The 16,490-nt window shown below is 49.9% G+C and carries 21 protein-coding genes and 2 pseudogenes; all 23 read left to right on the top strand.

Features of this window, described 5'->3' with window-relative positions; genetic code table 11:
- Positions 1 to 228 precede the first annotated feature (228 nt).
- Positions 229 to 417, top strand: coding sequence for a hypothetical protein (locus DXB44_RS11365; RefSeq protein WP_118591910.1), 189 nt, complete (start codon positions 229 to 231; stop codon positions 415 to 417).
- Positions 414 to 755 (top strand): DeoR family transcriptional regulator, encoded by a 342-nt coding sequence (locus tag DXB44_RS11360; RefSeq protein WP_003020305.1) that lies wholly within the window; start codon positions 414 to 416, stop codon positions 753 to 755. Before DXB44_RS11365 ends, DXB44_RS11360 begins: the two co-directional genes overlap by 4 nt.
- On the top strand, positions 748 to 1,044 hold the full coding sequence (locus DXB44_RS11355; RefSeq protein ID WP_118658798.1) for a DUF3847 domain-containing protein: 297 nt from the start codon (positions 748 to 750) through the stop codon (positions 1,042 to 1,044). Before DXB44_RS11360 ends, DXB44_RS11355 begins: the two co-directional genes overlap by 8 nt.
- A gap of 301 nt (positions 1,045 to 1,345) precedes the next feature.
- Entirely contained in the window at positions 1,346 to 1,870 is a 525-nt protein-coding gene (locus DXB44_RS11350) for a hypothetical protein (RefSeq protein ID WP_002569224.1), read from the top strand.
- A 185-nt stretch (positions 1,871 to 2,055) separates the two neighbouring features.
- Positions 2,056 to 3,636 carry a MobQ family relaxase gene (mobQ, locus tag DXB44_RS11345; protein ID WP_118658797.1) on the top strand — a complete coding sequence of 527 codons (1,581 nt, stop codon included), beginning with the start codon at positions 2,056 to 2,058 and terminating at the stop codon, positions 3,634 to 3,636.
- 64 nt (positions 3,637 to 3,700) lie between these two features.
- The gene (locus DXB44_RS11340; protein ID WP_118658796.1) at positions 3,701 to 4,345 is read left to right on the top strand and encodes a CHC2 zinc finger domain-containing protein; all 645 of its coding nucleotides are present in this window, start codon (positions 3,701 to 3,703) and stop codon (positions 4,343 to 4,345) included.
- On the top strand, positions 4,314 to 5,651 hold the full coding sequence (locus tag DXB44_RS11335; RefSeq protein ID WP_118658795.1) for a virulence-associated E family protein: 1,338 nt from the start codon (positions 4,314 to 4,316) through the stop codon (positions 5,649 to 5,651). Before DXB44_RS11340 ends, DXB44_RS11335 begins: the two co-directional genes overlap by 32 nt.
- A gap of 241 nt (positions 5,652 to 5,892) precedes the next feature.
- Positions 5,893 to 6,090 (top strand): hypothetical protein, encoded by a 198-nt coding sequence (locus DXB44_RS11325; RefSeq protein WP_118658794.1) that lies wholly within the window; start codon positions 5,893 to 5,895, stop codon positions 6,088 to 6,090.
- Positions 6,091 to 7,761, top strand: a complete 1,671-nt coding sequence (locus tag DXB44_RS11320) for a recombinase family protein (RefSeq protein WP_006060475.1) — start codon at positions 6,091 to 6,093, stop codon at positions 7,759 to 7,761.
- A gap of 90 nt (positions 7,762 to 7,851) precedes the next feature.
- A pseudogene (locus tag DXB44_RS11315) lies at positions 7,852 to 7,935 on the top strand (Maff2 family protein); the annotation flags it as partial.
- 299 nt (positions 7,936 to 8,234) lie between these two features.
- Positions 8,235 to 9,101, top strand: a complete 867-nt coding sequence (locus DXB44_RS11310; protein WP_118658793.1) for a VirB6/TrbL-like conjugal transfer protein, CD1112 family — start codon at positions 8,235 to 8,237, stop codon at positions 9,099 to 9,101.
- 12 nt (positions 9,102 to 9,113) lie between these two features.
- Positions 9,114 to 9,479 (top strand): PrgI family protein, encoded by a 366-nt coding sequence (locus tag DXB44_RS11305; protein WP_118658792.1) that lies wholly within the window; start codon positions 9,114 to 9,116, stop codon positions 9,477 to 9,479.
- Positions 9,454 to 11,538: pseudogene (locus DXB44_RS11300) on the top strand (conjugal transfer protein TraE); the annotation flags it as partial. The gene DXB44_RS11305 and the pseudogene DXB44_RS11300, both read left to right, overlap by 26 nt.
- A complete protein-coding gene (locus DXB44_RS14805; RefSeq protein WP_347561827.1) occupies positions 11,511 to 11,849 on the top strand; it encodes a YodL domain-containing protein in 339 nt (112 codons plus the stop codon). The pseudogene DXB44_RS11300 and the gene DXB44_RS14805, both read left to right, overlap by 28 nt.
- Positions 11,839 to 12,042: a transposon-transfer assisting family protein gene (locus tag DXB44_RS11290; protein ID WP_118658790.1), complete on the top strand. Its 204-nt coding sequence runs from the start codon at positions 11,839 to 11,841 to the stop codon at positions 12,040 to 12,042. Before DXB44_RS14805 ends, DXB44_RS11290 begins: the two co-directional genes overlap by 11 nt.
- A 110-nt stretch (positions 12,043 to 12,152) precedes the next feature.
- Complete coding sequence (locus DXB44_RS11285; protein WP_118658789.1) at positions 12,153 to 12,902, top strand: SDR family oxidoreductase; 750 nt, start codon at positions 12,153 to 12,155, stop codon at positions 12,900 to 12,902.
- Between the two features lie 86 nt (positions 12,903 to 12,988).
- Positions 12,989 to 13,336 (top strand): DUF6054 family protein, encoded by a 348-nt coding sequence (locus DXB44_RS11280; protein WP_118658788.1) that lies wholly within the window; start codon positions 12,989 to 12,991, stop codon positions 13,334 to 13,336.
- Position 13,337: 1 nt separating this feature from the next.
- Entirely contained in the window at positions 13,338 to 13,724 is a 387-nt protein-coding gene (locus tag DXB44_RS11275) for a DUF2500 domain-containing protein (protein WP_118658787.1), read from the top strand.
- A gap of 51 nt (positions 13,725 to 13,775) precedes the next feature.
- A complete protein-coding gene (locus DXB44_RS11270; protein ID WP_055186498.1) occupies positions 13,776 to 13,934 on the top strand; it encodes a hypothetical protein in 159 nt (52 codons plus the stop codon).
- A 118-nt stretch (positions 13,935 to 14,052) separates the two neighbouring features.
- Positions 14,053 to 14,490 (top strand): radical SAM mobile pair system MarR family transcriptional regulator, encoded by a 438-nt coding sequence (locus tag DXB44_RS11265; RefSeq protein ID WP_118658786.1) that lies wholly within the window; start codon positions 14,053 to 14,055, stop codon positions 14,488 to 14,490.
- Positions 14,487 to 15,176 carry a radical SAM mobile pair protein A gene (locus DXB44_RS11260; protein ID WP_118658785.1) on the top strand — a complete coding sequence of 230 codons (690 nt, stop codon included), beginning with the start codon at positions 14,487 to 14,489 and terminating at the stop codon, positions 15,174 to 15,176. The genes DXB44_RS11265 and DXB44_RS11260 overlap by 4 nt, the downstream gene beginning before the upstream one ends.
- Positions 15,164 to 16,072 carry a radical SAM mobile pair protein B gene (locus DXB44_RS11255; protein ID WP_118658784.1) on the top strand — a complete coding sequence of 303 codons (909 nt, stop codon included), beginning with the start codon at positions 15,164 to 15,166 and terminating at the stop codon, positions 16,070 to 16,072. Before DXB44_RS11260 ends, DXB44_RS11255 begins: the two co-directional genes overlap by 13 nt.
- Positions 16,073 to 16,281: 209 nt before the next feature.
- A partial coding sequence (gene tnpA, locus DXB44_RS11250; RefSeq protein ID WP_118658783.1) for an IS200/IS605 family transposase occupies positions 16,282 to 16,490 on the top strand: 209 nt, incomplete at its 3' end.

Genomic DNA, 16,490 nt, shown 5'->3' with positions numbered 1-16,490 from the left:
CGAAACGAGCGTACCAAAGGGAGCGATACGCCGCTGTGAGATTCAGGGGAGGAACGACACCGGGGAGAACTGGCGAACTGACACCGAAATGATACCGAAACACGACAATCTGATAGGGGGATAGTCTACCCTATCGCTGATACTTCGGGAGATTTTAGGCGGCTCTATGGCTGTAATTTTTCCGAAAATCGCCCCGAAACCATACACAAAAACGGGAGGAAGCGCAATATGCCGAGAATGAGCAAAAAGAGGAAACAGGAGCTTTCCTTTTACCTCAATGACCGGGGGCGTGTCACTTACAACGAATTGTGCCGGAAATGCCAGCATGGGTGCAAGCAGAGCTTCCGGGTGGTTGTGATTGACTGCCCCCGTTATTTATCCAAACGAGCAAAGAAAAAGGAGGAACACACCGAATGAATTTTGAATTTATGACGATAGACACACCATTGCCGCCCTGTATGCCCTTTCCCAGAGCATTGACAGGATTTCCAGTCAGCAGCACCGCAAAGGTCATGTACTGCCGGATGCTGGACGCTATGCTGTCCAAAGGGCAGGAGGACGAGAACGGAATCCTGTTTGTCTGCTTCCCTGTCACAGCCATTGCCGCAGTCCTGTCCCGCAGTCCCATGACGGTCAAGCGTTCTCTGAATGAACTGGAAACCGCCGGACTTATCATGCGGGTGCGTCAGGGCGTTGGAGAACCAAACAGGATTTATGTGCTGATACCGGGAAAGGAGGACGCTGCCCTTGCCTGATACCTCAAAGCTGGAAAAGCTCAACAGGGAGCTGGAGAAAAGCGAAAAGAAGCTGCGGAAAGCCATTAATGATGAAAAGGTATTGCAGCACCAGTTGAAGCAGCTTACCCGAAAGGAACGGACGCACCGGCTCTGTACCCGTGGCGGTATGCTGGAAAGTTTTCTGCAAGAGCCGGAACGCCTGACAGATGATGATGTCATGATGTTGTTGAAACTCATTTTTCACAGGCAGGACACGCAGGAACTATTGAAAAAACTGCTGGAACGGAAGAAGCCGGAAACCCCTTAGTTTACTAAGGGCGCAATTATACACCACCCAGAGGTTGGTGCATTGCGTTCTCCGAAGGCTCCTCGCCGGAGGGCTGTGATTTTCCGCAGTCATGGTCTGCTCCAAATCATACAGGGGACGCTACGCTTCCCCTGCGCTGGCTGCCGCCAGCTACCCTTTTGTGGACTTGCCATCTGGGGACACCTTGCGTTGCAAGCTGTTCCCAGCCGACAAGTTTCATAAAATATGCTATCTTTTCGATAGCCAATGAAGTATAATGAAGATGACAACAAATCGGTAGTTGACAAGGAGTTTTGATAGCGTGAAAAAAATATTTCTTAAAATTGTGATAGGGGTTGTTCTTGCTTGTATTTTATTTGTTTGTTTTCTTTATACGAACAATGAGATCGGCGTGACTTCATCTAAGCTGGAGGCAGATATTCGTTCGTCGCAGAAGATTAAGGATGATTGGACGGTCGATGGAAGCGTTTCCAGCACGATGGCTGCATATATTTCTTACCCTCAGGATTTGAGTGACCATTCTTTTTCCGTCTATGTCAACCGTCCTGGTCTTTCCTTTGGATACTTTTTCCGTGGGGGTGGAAACCTTTCGGGGGTTCAAAGAGGAATTGCCGAGTACACCGTAGAAGGATATAATGAGCGAGCATTTATTTCTATGAATCAGCAACAGGTAACACAGCTTGAAATAGATGACGGCAACACAATTCAAGTGCTTGACATTGACAGCAATAAACCTTTTGCGATTGTTTTGCCTATAAGTGCGGGAACCATTACATTCTATGATGTGAATGGCAATACTGTGGAATACTGGAACAATTCTCTTTGACAACTTCCAGTTTGTCAGCTTCACATCGGGTCAACTTGCCCCGAACTTTTACAATTAAATACCCGCCGCCCACATAGCGGCACACCGAGCAGGAAATCTGAAAAAGGTCTCCTGCTTTTTTTCTGCCCAAAATGAGATGGTAAAACGCCACCCCGTCCACCAATTAGCGAAAAGAGGGACACGAAATGCCCTGTCCACACAACGAAATCACGATTGTTCAGCGCAGCCAGCGGCAGTCTGCGGTTGCCGCCGCTGCTTACCAGAGTGGCGAAAAGCTGTTCTGTGAATACGACCAGCAAGTGAAGCACTACCCGGAAAAGCGTGGTATCGTCCACAATGAGATCCTGCTTCCGGCAAACGCCCCACGGTCGTATGCAGACCGCAATACTCTATGGAACGCCGCCGAAGCGGTGGAGAAGCAATGGAACTCCCAGCTTGCAAGGCGGTGGGTGCTTACCATCCCCAGAGAGATACCGCCTGACCAGTACGCTGTCCTTGTCCGAGAGTTTTGCCAGCAGCAGTTTGTTTCCAAAGGCATGATCGTTGACTTTGCCATCCACGACCCCCATCCGCCGGGACACAATCCCCACGCCCATGTCTTGCTCACTATGAGGGCAATGGACGAACATGGAAAATGGCTTCCCAAGAGCCGCAAGGTTTATGACCTTGACGAAAACGGGGAACGGATAAAACTTCCGTCCGGCAGATGGAAAAGCCACAAGGAGGATACGGTGGATTGGAACGACCAGAAGTATTGCGAAATCTGGCGGCATGAATGGGAGGTCATCCAGAACCGCTATCTGGAAGCCAATGACCGTCCGGAGCGTGTGGACTTGCGTTCCTATGCCAGACAGGGGCTTGATATTGTCCCCACTGTCCATGAGGGGGCTGCTGTCCGGCAGATGGAAAAGCGTGGTATCCAGACGAATATCGGAAACCTGAACCGGGAAATCAGAGCCGCCAACAGTCTGATGAAGTCCATCCGGCAGCTTATCCAAAACCTCAAAGGCTGGATTACCGAGCTGGGCGAAAAACGGAAAGAGCTGCTTGCACAAAAAGCGGCGGAGGAAGCGACACTTCTTCCCAATCTGCTGATGAAGTATATGGCGATACGAAAGGAAGAACGGAAGGACTGGACGAGGGCTGGACAGAACCGGGGGACTTCACAGGACTTAAAGGCAGTCAGCGAAGCCCTGTCCTATCTCCGGCAAAAGGGGCTTTCCACTGTGGAGGACTTAGAAGCATTTCTGGAATCTTCCGGGAAATCAGCCGCAGATTACCGCAATCAGATGAAGCCAAAGGAAGCCCGCAGCAAAGTGATTGACGGGATTCTTGCCAGCCGGACAGACTGCAAGGAATGTAAGCCTGTCTATGAGAAGTACCAGAAGATATTTTTTAAGAAAACAAAGGAGAAATTCAAACAGGAACACCCGGAGGTTGCCCGGTATGAGAAAGCCGCCGCCTACCTTGCCAAGCACCCGGACGATAAGGACAGTACCCAAAAGGAGCTGCAAGAGGAGCAGGAAAAACTTCTCAGCGAAATCGCAGAGCTGAAAGAACCTTTGACCGAGGTACAGGCTGATTTGAAGAAGTTGCGGGACATCCGCTACTGGGTACGGAAAGCTACACCCGGCACAGAAGAAAGCAAAGAGCCGCCCAAGAAGCAGCCTATCAAGGAAGTCTTGCAGGATAAGGCTGACGAGAAAAAAGCACAAAGAACTGTCCCGGCACAGACGAAACACAAACAACAGGATATGGAACTTTAACAGGCACTTGCCATTTTCAATCAGAGAATGTCAGGTGCTTTTTTGTTTTCAAGGAGGGATAGATTTGAATGTATTTGAAGCTGTGAAGCAGTCCGTCACAACAAGACAGGCTGCGGAGCATTATGGAATCCATGTAGGTCGGAACGGGATGGCTTGCTGCCCGTTCCATAACGATAAAACCCCAAGCATGAAGCTGGATCGGCGTTACCACTGCTTCGGCTGCGGTGCTGATGGGGATGTGATTGATTTTACCGCCGCCCTGTATGGGCTGGGAAAGAAAGAAGCCGCCGTACAACTGGCACAGGACTTCGGGCTTTCCTATGAGGACTGGAAACCGCCGGGAAAGGCAAAAAAGCCCAAGCCCCAGCAGAAATCCCCGGAGGAACAGTTTCAGGAAGCAAAGAACCGCTGCTTCCGTATCCTTGCCGATTATCTCCACCTGCTTCGGGCATGGAGAACGGAATATGCCCCGCACTCCCCAGAGGAAGCCTTTCATCCCCGGTTTGTGGAAGCCTTACAAAAGCAAGCCCATGTGGAATATCTGCTGGATGTGCTGCTGTTCGGGGAGACAGAGGAAAAAGCGGCTTTGATTGCGGACTACGGAAAGGATGTGATACAGCTTGAACAGCGAATGGCAGAGCTTGCAGCCGCAGACGCAGCAAGAACTAAAAAACACCATGAACGCCATGCAGCCGCCCCAGAGCATTGAGGAAATCAAGGCGGGGCTGGAAACTACCGAGAAAGGCGCTGTCCGTCAGAGCATACGGAACTGCCTGACCGTATTCCAGCGTGACCCTCTGCTTTCCGGGGCTATCGCATACAACATCCTGACCGACCGCAAGGACATCATAAAGCCCATCGGTTTTCACAGAGAAAGCACCGCCCTGAACGATACGGACATGAAGTATCTGCTTCTTTATCTGGAAGAAACCTACGGGCTTACCAATGAGAAAAAGATTGATAATGCCATCGGGATTGTGGCGAATGAAAACAAGTACCATCCCATCCGGGACTATTTAAGTGACCTTGTTTGGGACGGGACAGAACGAATCCGTTTCTGCCTGCGGCACTTTCTGGGGGCTGACGCAGACGATTACACCTATGAAGCGTTGAAGCTGTTCCTGCTGGGTGCAATCTCACGAGCCTTTCAGCCGGGGTGCAAGTTTGAAATCATGCTTTGTCTGGTAGGCGGTCAGGGGGCTGGCAAGTCCACCTTCTTCCGTCTGCTGGCAATCCGGGACGAGTGGTTCTCCGACGATTTGCGGAAGCTGGACGATGACAATATGTACCGCAAGCTGCAAGGTCACTGGATTATCGAAATGTCGGAAATGATGGCAACCGCAAACGCCAAGAGCATCGAAGAAATCAAGTCATTTTTAAGCCGGCAGAAGGAGGTCTACAAGATACCCTATGAAACCCACCCGGCAGACCGCCCCCGCCAGTGCGTGTTTGGCGGCACTTCCAATGCTCTTGACTTCCTGCCCCTTGACCGTTCCGGCAACCGCCGCTTTATCCCCGTCATGGTGTACCCGGAGCAAGCCGAGGTTCACATTTTGGAGGACGAAGCTGCTTCCAGAGCCTATATCGAGCAGATGTGGGCGGAAGCGATGGAGATTTACCGAAGCGGCAGGTTCAAGCTGGCTTTCAGCCCCGCCATGCAGCGGTATCTCAAAGAACACCAGCGGGATTTTATGCCGGAGGACACCAAAGCCGGGATGATACAGGCGTATCTTGATAAGTACACTGGGAACATGGTCTGCTCTAAGCAGCTCTACAAGGAAGCCTTAAACCATGCCTTTGACGAGCCGAAGCAATGGGAAATCCGGGAAATCAACGAGATTATGAACCAGTGCATTTCCGGCTGGCGGTACTTCCCGAACCCAAGAATGTTTTCAGAATATGGCAGACAAAAGGGCTGGGAGCGTGAAAACCCGGCAACGGACTCCGGCAACCCGTCTGAAAAAACAATGGATGGTTTTGTGGAGGTCACAGAACAGATGGAGCTTCCATTCTGAAAATGACAGCCCGTTGCACCCCCTGTTGCTATCCCGTTGCCGAGCCGGTTGCCGGGGAAAATCCCGAAACTATCGGCTTTTCTCCCCTATAACAACCAAAACAACAGAAAAATAAAAGAAAAGTATAAATAGTAACCATCGCCAGATTGAGATTGTTTGCAAGGTCTTTTGAAGCCCGTTGCCGGACTTCGTTGCCGACACCCTCTGTCTGGCTATTTTCATGTATGGAGGATAACTGCCTATGGCCAAAAACAAAACAGAGATTCATGTTACAACGGTGTTTGACGGGGAACTGGACGCAACCGATGTGTTCGTCAGCCTGATTTCCCAGAAATACGGCAAGACAAATACAAAAGAATATCTTGCTAAAAAGAAAGATTTGAGGTATAATGAAGATGAGGTTCAAAAGAGCCAGATACCGTCTGGATTGTGTGGGTAAATGGCTATGATGAACGAAATGGAATACAGAACAATCGGTTCGGCACTTGCCGGAGGGTATCGTGCAGCGGTCTATTGCAGGCTGTCAAAGGACGATGACCTGCAAGGCGAAAGTGCCAGTATCGCAAACCAGCGTGATATGCTGGAAAAATACTGCGAAAAGCAGGGATGGGAGGTTGTGGCAGTCTATCAGGACGATGGCTTCACAGGTCTTAATATGGAGCGTCCTGATTTACAGAGAATGTTGAGAGCCATTGAGCGCAGGCAAATCAACCTTGTCATCACGAAAGACCTCAGCCGACTGGGGCGGAACTATCTGCAAACCGGGCATTTGATTGAGGACTTTTTCCCAAGAAACGGTGTCCGCTATATCGCCATGAATGACGGTATCGACACCCTGCGGGATAACAACGATATTGCCCCGTTCAAGAATATCCTGAACGAGATGTACAGCAAGGATATTTCCAAGAAAGTCCATTCCTCTTATCTTCTGAAAGCGCAGAAAGGACAGTTTACCGGGTGTCTTGCCCCGTTTGGGTATCGGAAAGACCCGGAGGACAAAAACCATCTGCTCATTGACGAGGAAACCGCCCCGATTGTGCGGCTGATTTTCGGATATGCCCTGAACGGTCATGGTCCGAACTATATCCGCAGACGGCTGGAGGAAGAAAAAATCCCCTGCCCCACATGGTGGAACCGGGAACGGGGGCTTCGCAATACCCGCACCAAATGGGAAAAGAAAGACCCGGAAAACGGGCGGTATATGTGGGACTTCTCCGTTATCAAAGACCTTTTGATGAATCCCGTCTACACCGGGGCGATTGCTTCCCAGAAAAAGGACTACCGTTTCAAAATCGGCACGATTGGGGAAAAGAAGCCGGAGGACTGGATTGTGGTGGAGGGACAGCATGAACCGCTGATTGACCGCATGAGCTTTGACATTGTGCAGAACAAGCTGAAATCCCGCCAGCGTCCGGGGCAGACCAATGAAATCAGCCTGTTTGCCGGACTGATAAAATGCGGCGAGTGTGGGAAGTCGCTGACGATACGCTACACAAACGCAAAACATCCCCAGCAGATTTATTCCTGCAAAACCTACAATGCCTTTGGAAAGAACCACTGCACCCAGCACCGGATTGATTATGACACCCTTTACAGCCATGTGCTGCGGAAAATCCGGGAATGTGCCAGAGCCGCCCTGATGGACGGGGAAGCGGTTGCCGACCGCTTGACCAATACCTGTGAAGCCGAGCAGCGGGAACAGCGGGAAGCAATGGAACGCTCCCTCACAAGGGACGAGGAACGGATTGAGGTTCTGGACAAAATGGTAATGCGGCTTTATGAGGATATGATTGCAGGGCGTATCAGTGAACAGAATTTCAACACCATGCTGGAAAAGACACAGACCGAGCAAGCGGAGCTTAAAGCAAAAGTGTCCGAGGGCAGAAAGCGGCTGTCCGATGAAGTCCAGCTTGCCAATGACGCAAAACAATGGGTGGAAGCCATTCAGGAATACGCCAATATCACAGAGCTGGACGCAGCCACCCTCAACCGCTTAATCAAAGAAATCGTCGTGCATGAGCGCATTGACGAAGATAAAACAAGACACATTTCTATCGAAATTCATTTTAATCTCAAACCCATCCCGGAGGTGGAACAGGTCACTGCCTGACCTGTCCCGCCGGGACGGTTCTCTTAACAACACCATATAGATTTTTTGTACGCCGCCGCCCGCCATCGAGCAGAGTTTTACACCTAATTGGGGATAAAACAGCTCATGGCTGGCGGCGGTGTCGCATTGGTCGGCATTACTCTGATTCCTCTGCTGTCTGGTCTGTTCGGCTAAGAGCCGCAGGCGGGTTCATCCCGCCTGTACATATCATTTCATCTGTCATTCATCAATCAAAGTTTTGAAAAATGATAGATGAAAATGAGGCCCTTGTTTTATGCAATCGAGTTGAGTATAAGCGGATAGCTCTCTGCGGTTGGCAGCTTTATGAATGTCCGTACCTCAAATCGTGTTTTTCGTTTATTCACCCATCAAGGAAAGGAAGTGCTTTTTATGCAGCTTTTGACGCACATTATTTTTGTCCTCAATCTGCCCAAGACCCTCATCAACCATTTCTTTTAAGGTGGTGGCTCTGAGTGGAAACAGTTCTCAAAGCAATCTCTGATTGGATCAAGTCGCTATTGACAGCGGCAATCATGTCCAATCTCTCCGGCCTGTTCGATGACGTGAATACCCAAGTGGGCAACATCGCACAGCAGGTAGGCACAAAGCCATCAGCCTTTGAGCCGCGAGTGTTCGCAATGATTGAAGCACTGTCCAGAAATGTGGTGCTGCCCATTGCAGGTATTATCTTGACCTTCATTGCCTGTTACGAACTGATTCAGATGATTACCGAACACAACAACATGGCGCAGTTTGAACCGGCACTGCTGATGAAGTGGATCTTCAAAACGGCGGTTTCGGTCTGGCTCATCAGTAACACATTCGAGATCATTATGGCAGTGTTCGATGTGACGCAGCAGGTCGTGGCAAATTCCAGCGGCATCATCTCCGGCAACACCCGTGTCAACGAGGTGGGGCTTTCAATGCTGGAAGCCAGCATGATGCAGATGGAAGTCGGCCCGCTGTTCGGACTGTTCCTGCAATCGTTCTTCATCGGCATTACCATGAGAATCTTGTCCATCGTCATTTTTGTCATTGTCTACGGCAGAATGATCGAGATTTATTGCATGGTGAGCCTTGCCCCCATTCCGATGGCAACCTGGGGCAACCATGAGCAGAGCCACATCGGGCAGAACTATCTGAAATCTCTGTTTGCACTGGGTTTTCAGGGCTTTCTGATCCTGATCTGTGTGGCCATCTACGCGGTATTGATTCAGAACGTTGCCATTTCCGGCGATGCAATCAACTCGATTTGGAGCATTGTGGGCTACACTGTTCTGCTCTGCTTCACCCTGTTCAAGACAAGCTCGGTAGCCAAAAGCATTCTGGGCGCACATTAAAAAGGAGGCGTTATGGCAGCTTATATTTCCGTGCCGCGTGATCTGGCAAACGTCAAAACGAAGGTGGCGTTCAACCTGACCAAGCGGCAGCTTATCTGTTTCGGTGCAGCGGCTCTCGTGGGAGTGCCGCTGTTTTTTGTTCTCCGGGATGTCGGCGGCAACACCGCGGCGACTCTTGGCATGATGATCGTCATGCTTCCGGCATTTTTTCTGGGCATGTACCAGAAAAACGGTCAGCCCGCCGAAAAACTGCTGCGGTATTATGTGCAGGCAAAGTTCCTGCGGCCGAAGGTACGCCCGTACAAAACCTGCAACTACTATTCGATTCTGACAAAGGAGGTGACGTTCCGTGATGAATCTTCGGAAAAAGACCGGTAAAAACAGCGCAAAACCGTCCCGGCAGAAAAGTGCAGTTCCCCGTACGGCACAGCAGTCCATCCCGATGCAGCGGATGTTCGAGGACGGAACCTGCCGCGTGAAAAACGGCTATTATACACGGACGGTGGAATTTCAGGACATCAATTATCAGCTGGCCCTGCCGGAGGACCGTACGGCGATTTATGAGGAATGGTGCTCGTTCCTCAACTTTTTCGACAGCTCCATCCACTTTGAACTGTCTTTTGTGAATACGGCGACGGACAGCACCGAGTTCGAGAAAAGCATCCGCATCCCGTTCCAGAAAGACGGCTTTGACGATGTGCGCGCCGAATATTCCCAGATGCTCCGGCAGCAGCTGTCCAAGGGCAACAATGGCCTGACCAAGCGCAAATACCTGACCTTTGGTGTGTCCGGCGAGAGCATGCAGCAGGTCAAAGCCCGTCTGGACCACATCCAGAATGACCTGCTCAATAACTTTCATCGTCTGGGCGTGCAGGCAAAGCCTCTGGACGGCAGGGAGCGGCTGAAGCTCATGCATGGCATTTTCAATCTGGATGGTGAATCGAAATTCTATTTTGACTGGAAGAAGCTGGCTGCCGGTGGGCTGACGGTGAAGGATGCCATTGCGCCGACAGCATTCGCCTTTCAGAACAGCCGCACCTTTCAGATGGGCGGCATTTTCGGGGCGGTAAGCTATCTGTCCATTACGGCATCCGACTTGAGCGACCAGCTGCTGAAGGACTTTCTGGATATGGATTCCAGCCAGATTGTCACGATGCATGTGCAGTCTGTGGACCAGAACAAAGCCATCAAAAATGTCAAACGTACGATCACGGAGCTGGACCGCAGTACCATTGAGGAACAGAAAAAGGCCATCCGTGCCGGTTACGACATGGAAATTCTGCCGTCCGACTTGAAAACCTACGGCAGGGATGCCAAAGCTCTGCTGAAGAAACTGCAGAGCCAGAACGAGCGAATGTTTCTCGTGACCATTCTGGTGCTGAACACGGGGCGCACGGAGCAGGAGCTGGAAACCAATGTGTTTCAGGCTTCCAGTATTGCGCAGAAACACAACTGCAACCTGTGCCGCCTTGATTTTCAGCAGGAACAGGGGCTGATGTCCTCGCTTCCGCTGGCAGATTGTCAGGTGGAGATTCAGCGCGGACTGACCACCAGCAGCACAGCCATTTTTGTGCCCTTTACCACCTAGGAACTTTATCAGTCCGGGCGGGAATCGCTGTACTATGGACTGAACGCCCTCTCCAACAACCTTATCATGGTAGACCGTAAGCGGCTCAAGAACCCCAATGGCCTGATTCTGGGTACGCCCGGTTCCGGCAAATCCTTCTCCGCAAAGCGTGAAATTACCAATGCTTTTCTCGTGACCGATGATGATATCATTGTCTGCGACCCGGAGGCAGAGTACGCACCCCTTGTGGAGCGTCTGCATGGGCAGGTCATCTGCATCAGTCCGGCAAGTACCCAGTATATCAACCCGCTGGACATCAACAGCAATTACAGCGAGGAAGATAATCCGCTTGCCTTGAAAGCGGACTTTATTCTTTCTTTGTGTGAGCTGGTGGTGGGTGGCAAAGAAGGCCTGCTGCCGGTAGAAAAAACAGTCATCGACCGCTGTGTACACCTCATCTACCGCAAGTATTTCGCTGACCCCGCGCCGGAAAATATGCCGCTGCTGGAAGACCTGTACAATGCCTTGCTGCAGCAGGATGAAAAAGAAGCCCATCATGTAGCTGCCGCACTGGAAATCTACGTCAAAGGCTCTCTGAATGTGTTCAACCATCGTACGAATGTGGACATCAACAACCGCATCGTCTGCTTTGACATCAAACAGCTCGGCAAACAGCTCAAAAAGCTGGGGATGCTCATCGTTCAGGATGCCGTGTGGGGCCGCGTGACAGCAAACCGCAGCGCGGGAAAATCCACGCGATACTATGTCGATGAATTCCACCTTTTGCTCAAGGAAGCTCAGACAGCGGCCTATTCCATTGAAATCTGGAAGCGCTTCCGCAAATGGGGCGGGTTGCCGACAGCCATTACCATGGCAATCTTCCGCCCGGAAAGCGTAGCGTTCCTCAACCGGAACTGTTGGAGCAGCTGTATCAGAAATTCAACTGTGCTCGGCCCATGGATTATCACGGCCACAGCCTGTCTGTCAGCGATGTTATCCTGCTGAATCAGGCCGGAAAAATATCGGCACATTACGTTGACAGCATCGGCTTCCGGGAATTATCTGGTTTTCAGGATAAGCAGGAACGATCTTCGGTGCTGAGCCAACTCAAGGCGAAATGCGATATGCCGGAATGCAATCCCACAAAGTGCCGGAAGGGGAGGGATGACCATGCAATTTAACCATGATGAGCTGATGCTGATGATGCTCTACAATACCGGCACCCGGCAGGGGCTGGTGCGGGAGCTGCGGCTGATGCAGTGCTACCTGATGCCCGATGAAACCGCTCTGCGGGAACTGTCAGAGCAGGTCATTGAAAAGCTGAAACGGCTAACGGATGCCGAGTTTGCAGGACTGGAATTTCCAATGAACTGATTTTTGCCGCCTGCGGGCGGCGTACATAAGGGCTTTTGCATCCTGCAAAGGTATGCTATACTGAAGCTGACAGCTTTCAGGTCGCAGATAAAAGATGAGAGGTGCTTTTTATGGCAGGTTTGAAGGGAAAGACCGGTATCGTGACCGGCGGCAGCAGCGGGATCGGTTTCCAGATCGCAAATGTGCTGGCTCAGGCCGGTGCGACAGTTTATGTCATCAGCCGCACCGGCAAGCCCAAAGAGGGTGTAGGCGAAAGTGCACCGGGCGTTGTCCATCTGCGGGGTGACATCGGCAATGCAGAAGCTATGAAAACACTGGTGGCGGAGCTGGCCGCAAAGCATAACGGCTGCCTGAATTTTCTGGTAAACAATGCAGGCGTCAGCTATAAATGCCGGGCCGAGGACTTTCCCATGGAGCAGTTTGACAATATCATGAATGTGAATGTCAAATATCTGTTCCAGATGAGTGTGATTTGTTACCCCTATCTGAAGAAAAGTGCGGACAAGGGTCGCATCATCAACATCACCAGCATGAGCGCCCATCTGGGTTTCAGCGAGGTGGTGCCGTACTGTGCCAGTAAGGGCGCTGTGCTGGCGATGACCCGCGCTCTGGCCGTGGAGTGGGCGCAGGACAACATCACCGTCAACGGCATTGCGCCGGGGTGGTTCCGCAGCAAAATGAACGAGCAGGTAGTGGACGCAGCCCGGGAGCAGAAAATTCTGAACCGGATGCCGCTGCACGCCTACGGTGACACCCGCGATTTGGGCAAGATGGCTGAGTTCCTGGTGGGCGATGGTGCCGCTTACATCACCGGACAGGATTTTGCCGTGGATGGCGGCGCACTGGCTTTCGGTTATTGAGAGGAGCTTCTCTGCAATTTTTCGGCAGCTTCGCTCGTATTCCAGATAAAGGAACCGAATTTCGTTGGCATAACGGAGGAACCATTATGGCAATCTTTGAAAAGACCATCCGAAACAAGAATTTTGACAAACTGCTTCGGAAACTGGAACAGGAAATTCCGGACAGCAGCTGGTCGGCCAATCTGGAAGCGGGCAGCGACTTCAAAGAGGGCGATGCCCGGTGCAGCGTTCGTGTGTTTGAACGGTATAGTATGATGGGCGGCAACCGCCTGAGCCTGACGTTGACCATGTTCCAGAATGGGGACAGTCCCATCCGGCTGTCTGCGATTACGGCGGGCGGCAGTCAGGCAGTGTTTTTCAAAGTGAATACCGTCGGAGAAGAATCCTTTCTGGAGGACGTAAAGAACCTGCTGGAAGAAATTTTGGAGGAGTAAAATGTTTTTTGGATGGTTTGACGCTATATTCAGCTTCATTTTCCCAATCCTGTTCCTGCTTTTTATTGGAATGTTTTTCTTTGCTCTAATTTCAAATCTCCGCACATGGAACAAAAACAACCACTCGCCGCGGCTTACCGTTCCGGCAACAGTGGTAGCAAAGCGCACCGATGTTTCGCATTCCAGCAGTGCCAATGCCGGAGATATGTCCGGTGCGCACGGATACGACACTAGCACATTTACATCGTACTATGTGACTTTTCAGGTGGAGAGCGGCGACCGCATGGAATTTACCGTAAGTGGTTCGGACTACGGAATGCTTGTGGAGGGTGACATCGGTAAGCTGAGTTTTCAGGGTACCCGTTATCTTGGATTCGAGCGGAACTGAACATCCCTGTTCAAATTGATAGCTCGGAATTTGACAAAGGAGTGTGATTATATGGGTAAAGCGATTTTGGCAGCAATCGTTACATTGATTGTTGGTTATTTAGGTATGGTCGTAGGACTTGAACTTTTAGGTAATTGGGTTGAGTTTGGATTGCTCATTGCTATTGCAGTAATGGGTGCTTTTATCATCTACTTCAATGACAAGAAGTAAGACAATTCCAGTTTGGAGAATTGAAAAAACGGAATTTACCTATTAAGACATATAAACTCTTGACAATAAAACTCCTATATAGTATGTTTTTAATAAACTACTATATAGGAGTTTTTGCATGGAAATGAATGGAGGATTTCTTGTCACCAAAATAAAACAGCTTGGAGACCGGATTTTCGAGAAGATTCTCAGTGAAAAGAATATTGATGCGTTTAATGGAGCCCAAGGGCGTATTCTTTATGTGCTGTGGCAGGAGGATGGTATCTCAATCAGGTCACTCTCGGTCAAATGCGGATTAGCGATAACATCTCTTACTACGATGCTGGAAAGAATGGAAAATCAAGGGCTGATAAGCCGTGTTCAGTCTGAAACGGACAAAAGGAAAACGCTCCTGTTTCTGACTGAGAAAGCACATGCCTTAAAGGGCGAGTACGATTCTGTATCTGATGAGATGGGCAGTATTTACTACAAAGGTTTTTCAGAGGAAGAAATCACCCGGTTTGAGGAATGCCTCGACCGTATCAGAAAGAATCTTGAGGGTTGGCAGGAATCATGAGTATTTGTATCAAAGATCAGATTCAGAACATGAATATCGTCATCGGCTGCACAGTGGGGTGTGCATATTGCTATGCCCACAATAATGTGAAACGCTGGCATATGATTGATGACTTCGCTGACCCTGAATTCTTTCCGGGTAAGCTCAAGATGATGGAAAAGAAACGTCCGCAGAACTTTCTTCTTACCGGCATGAGCGATCTCTCCGGATGGAAGCCGGAATGGAGAGACGAGGTATTTGCAAAGATCCGTGAAAATCCACAGCATCAGTTTCTGTTTCTGACCAAGCGACCTGATTTGCTGGATTTTGATACCGATCTGGAAAACGCATGGTTTGGCGTTACGGTGACGAGGAAAGCAGAACTGTGGCGTATCGACGCCCTTCGGAAAAACGTCAGAGCAAAACATTACCATGTTACCTTTGAGCCGTTATTCGACGATCCCGGCACAGTTGACCTTTCCGGAATCAACTGGATCGTTGTGGGCACCATGACCGGAGCTCAGAGCAGGAAGATTCATACGGAGCTGGAATGGGCATGGTCTCTGGCGGACCAGGCAGATAAGCTCGGCATTCCGGTGTTTATGAAGGAAGACCTTGTCCCTATCATAGGGGATGAAAATATGATTCAGGAAATGCCGGAAGAATTTAATAAAGTGTTAGAGGTACAGAAATCATGGAGGAAGTAATAAACGGAATCCTCATTCGTGAGGTGGAAACAAAGAACATCATGACTAAGTCTAGTCTGCCAGTAGGCGGTTACTCGGTCAATCCCTATGTGGGCTGTACACATGCCTGCAAGTATTGCTATGCTTCTTTTATGAAGCGCTTTACCGGGCACACGGAAGAATGGGGCACTTTTCTTGATGTGAAGCATTGGCCGAAAATTAAAAATCCGAAGAAATATGCCGGACAGCGGGTGGTCATCGGTTCTGTGACAGATGGCTACAATCCACAGGAGGAGCAATTCGGGAATACCAGAAAACTTCTGGAGCAGCTGATCGGCAGTGACGCAGATATTCTGATCTGCACAAAGTCGGATCTTGTGGTACGGGATATTGATCTGCTGAAGAAGCTTGGACGTGTAACCGTTTCATGGTCGATCAACACACTGGATGAAAATTTCAAGAACGATATGGACTCTGCTTCGAGCATTGAGCGGCGTATCGCTGCTATGAAGCAGGTATATGAAGCAGGTATCCGTACAGTCTGTTTCGTATCCCCGGTATTTCCCGGTATCACGGATTTTGAAGCAATCTTTGAGCGGGTAAAGGATCAGTGCGATCTGTTCTGGCTCGAAAATCTCAATCTTCGAGGCGGTTTCAAAAAGACAATTATGGATTATATCGCCGAAAAACATCCTGATCTTGTACCACTTTACGACGAGATCTATAACAAGCATAACCGCAGCTACTTTGAAGCACTTGAAGTAAAAGCTGCGGAAATGGCTAAGAAGTATGATTGTCCCTTTGTGGATAATGAAATGCCTTATGGAAGAGTCCCGCAGGGACATCCGGTAATCGTGGATTATTTCTATCATGAGGAAATCCGAGGGACAGAGAATACCGGAAAAAGAAATCGCTAACTTCCAGTTTATCAAATAAGTAAATCATTCCATACCTCTGCGGGCAGCGATGAAACGGCTGCCCGCTCTTTTTCATATAGAAAACCACAAGCTATGCTTGTGGAAGAATAGAGCCGTAGCGTTGAAACGGTAGAAAAAGAACCTCCTTTTGCTATAATTAGAAGCGGGTAACGCCAACCGCATACTAAAGCAAAAGGAGGTTCATCCATATGGACGAGAAAAGTTTATCACATACGAGCTGGAATTGCAAATATCACATAGTGCTAGTACCGAAATATCGCAGGAAAGTGATATACGGAAAGCTAAGAAAAGATATTGGAAAAATACTAAGGACACTATGCGATTACAAGCATGTAGAGATAATAGAAGCACACGCGATGCCAGACCATATCCATATGCTTGTGTCGATACCGCCCAA

Origin of the sequence: Faecalibacterium sp. OM04-11BH (assembly GCF_003482185.1) — a bacterium.
GTDB classification, from domain to species: domain Bacteria; phylum Bacillota; class Clostridia; order Oscillospirales; family Ruminococcaceae; genus Faecalibacterium; species Faecalibacterium tardum.
This window is presented reverse-complemented; position numbering and strand designations above follow the sequence as displayed.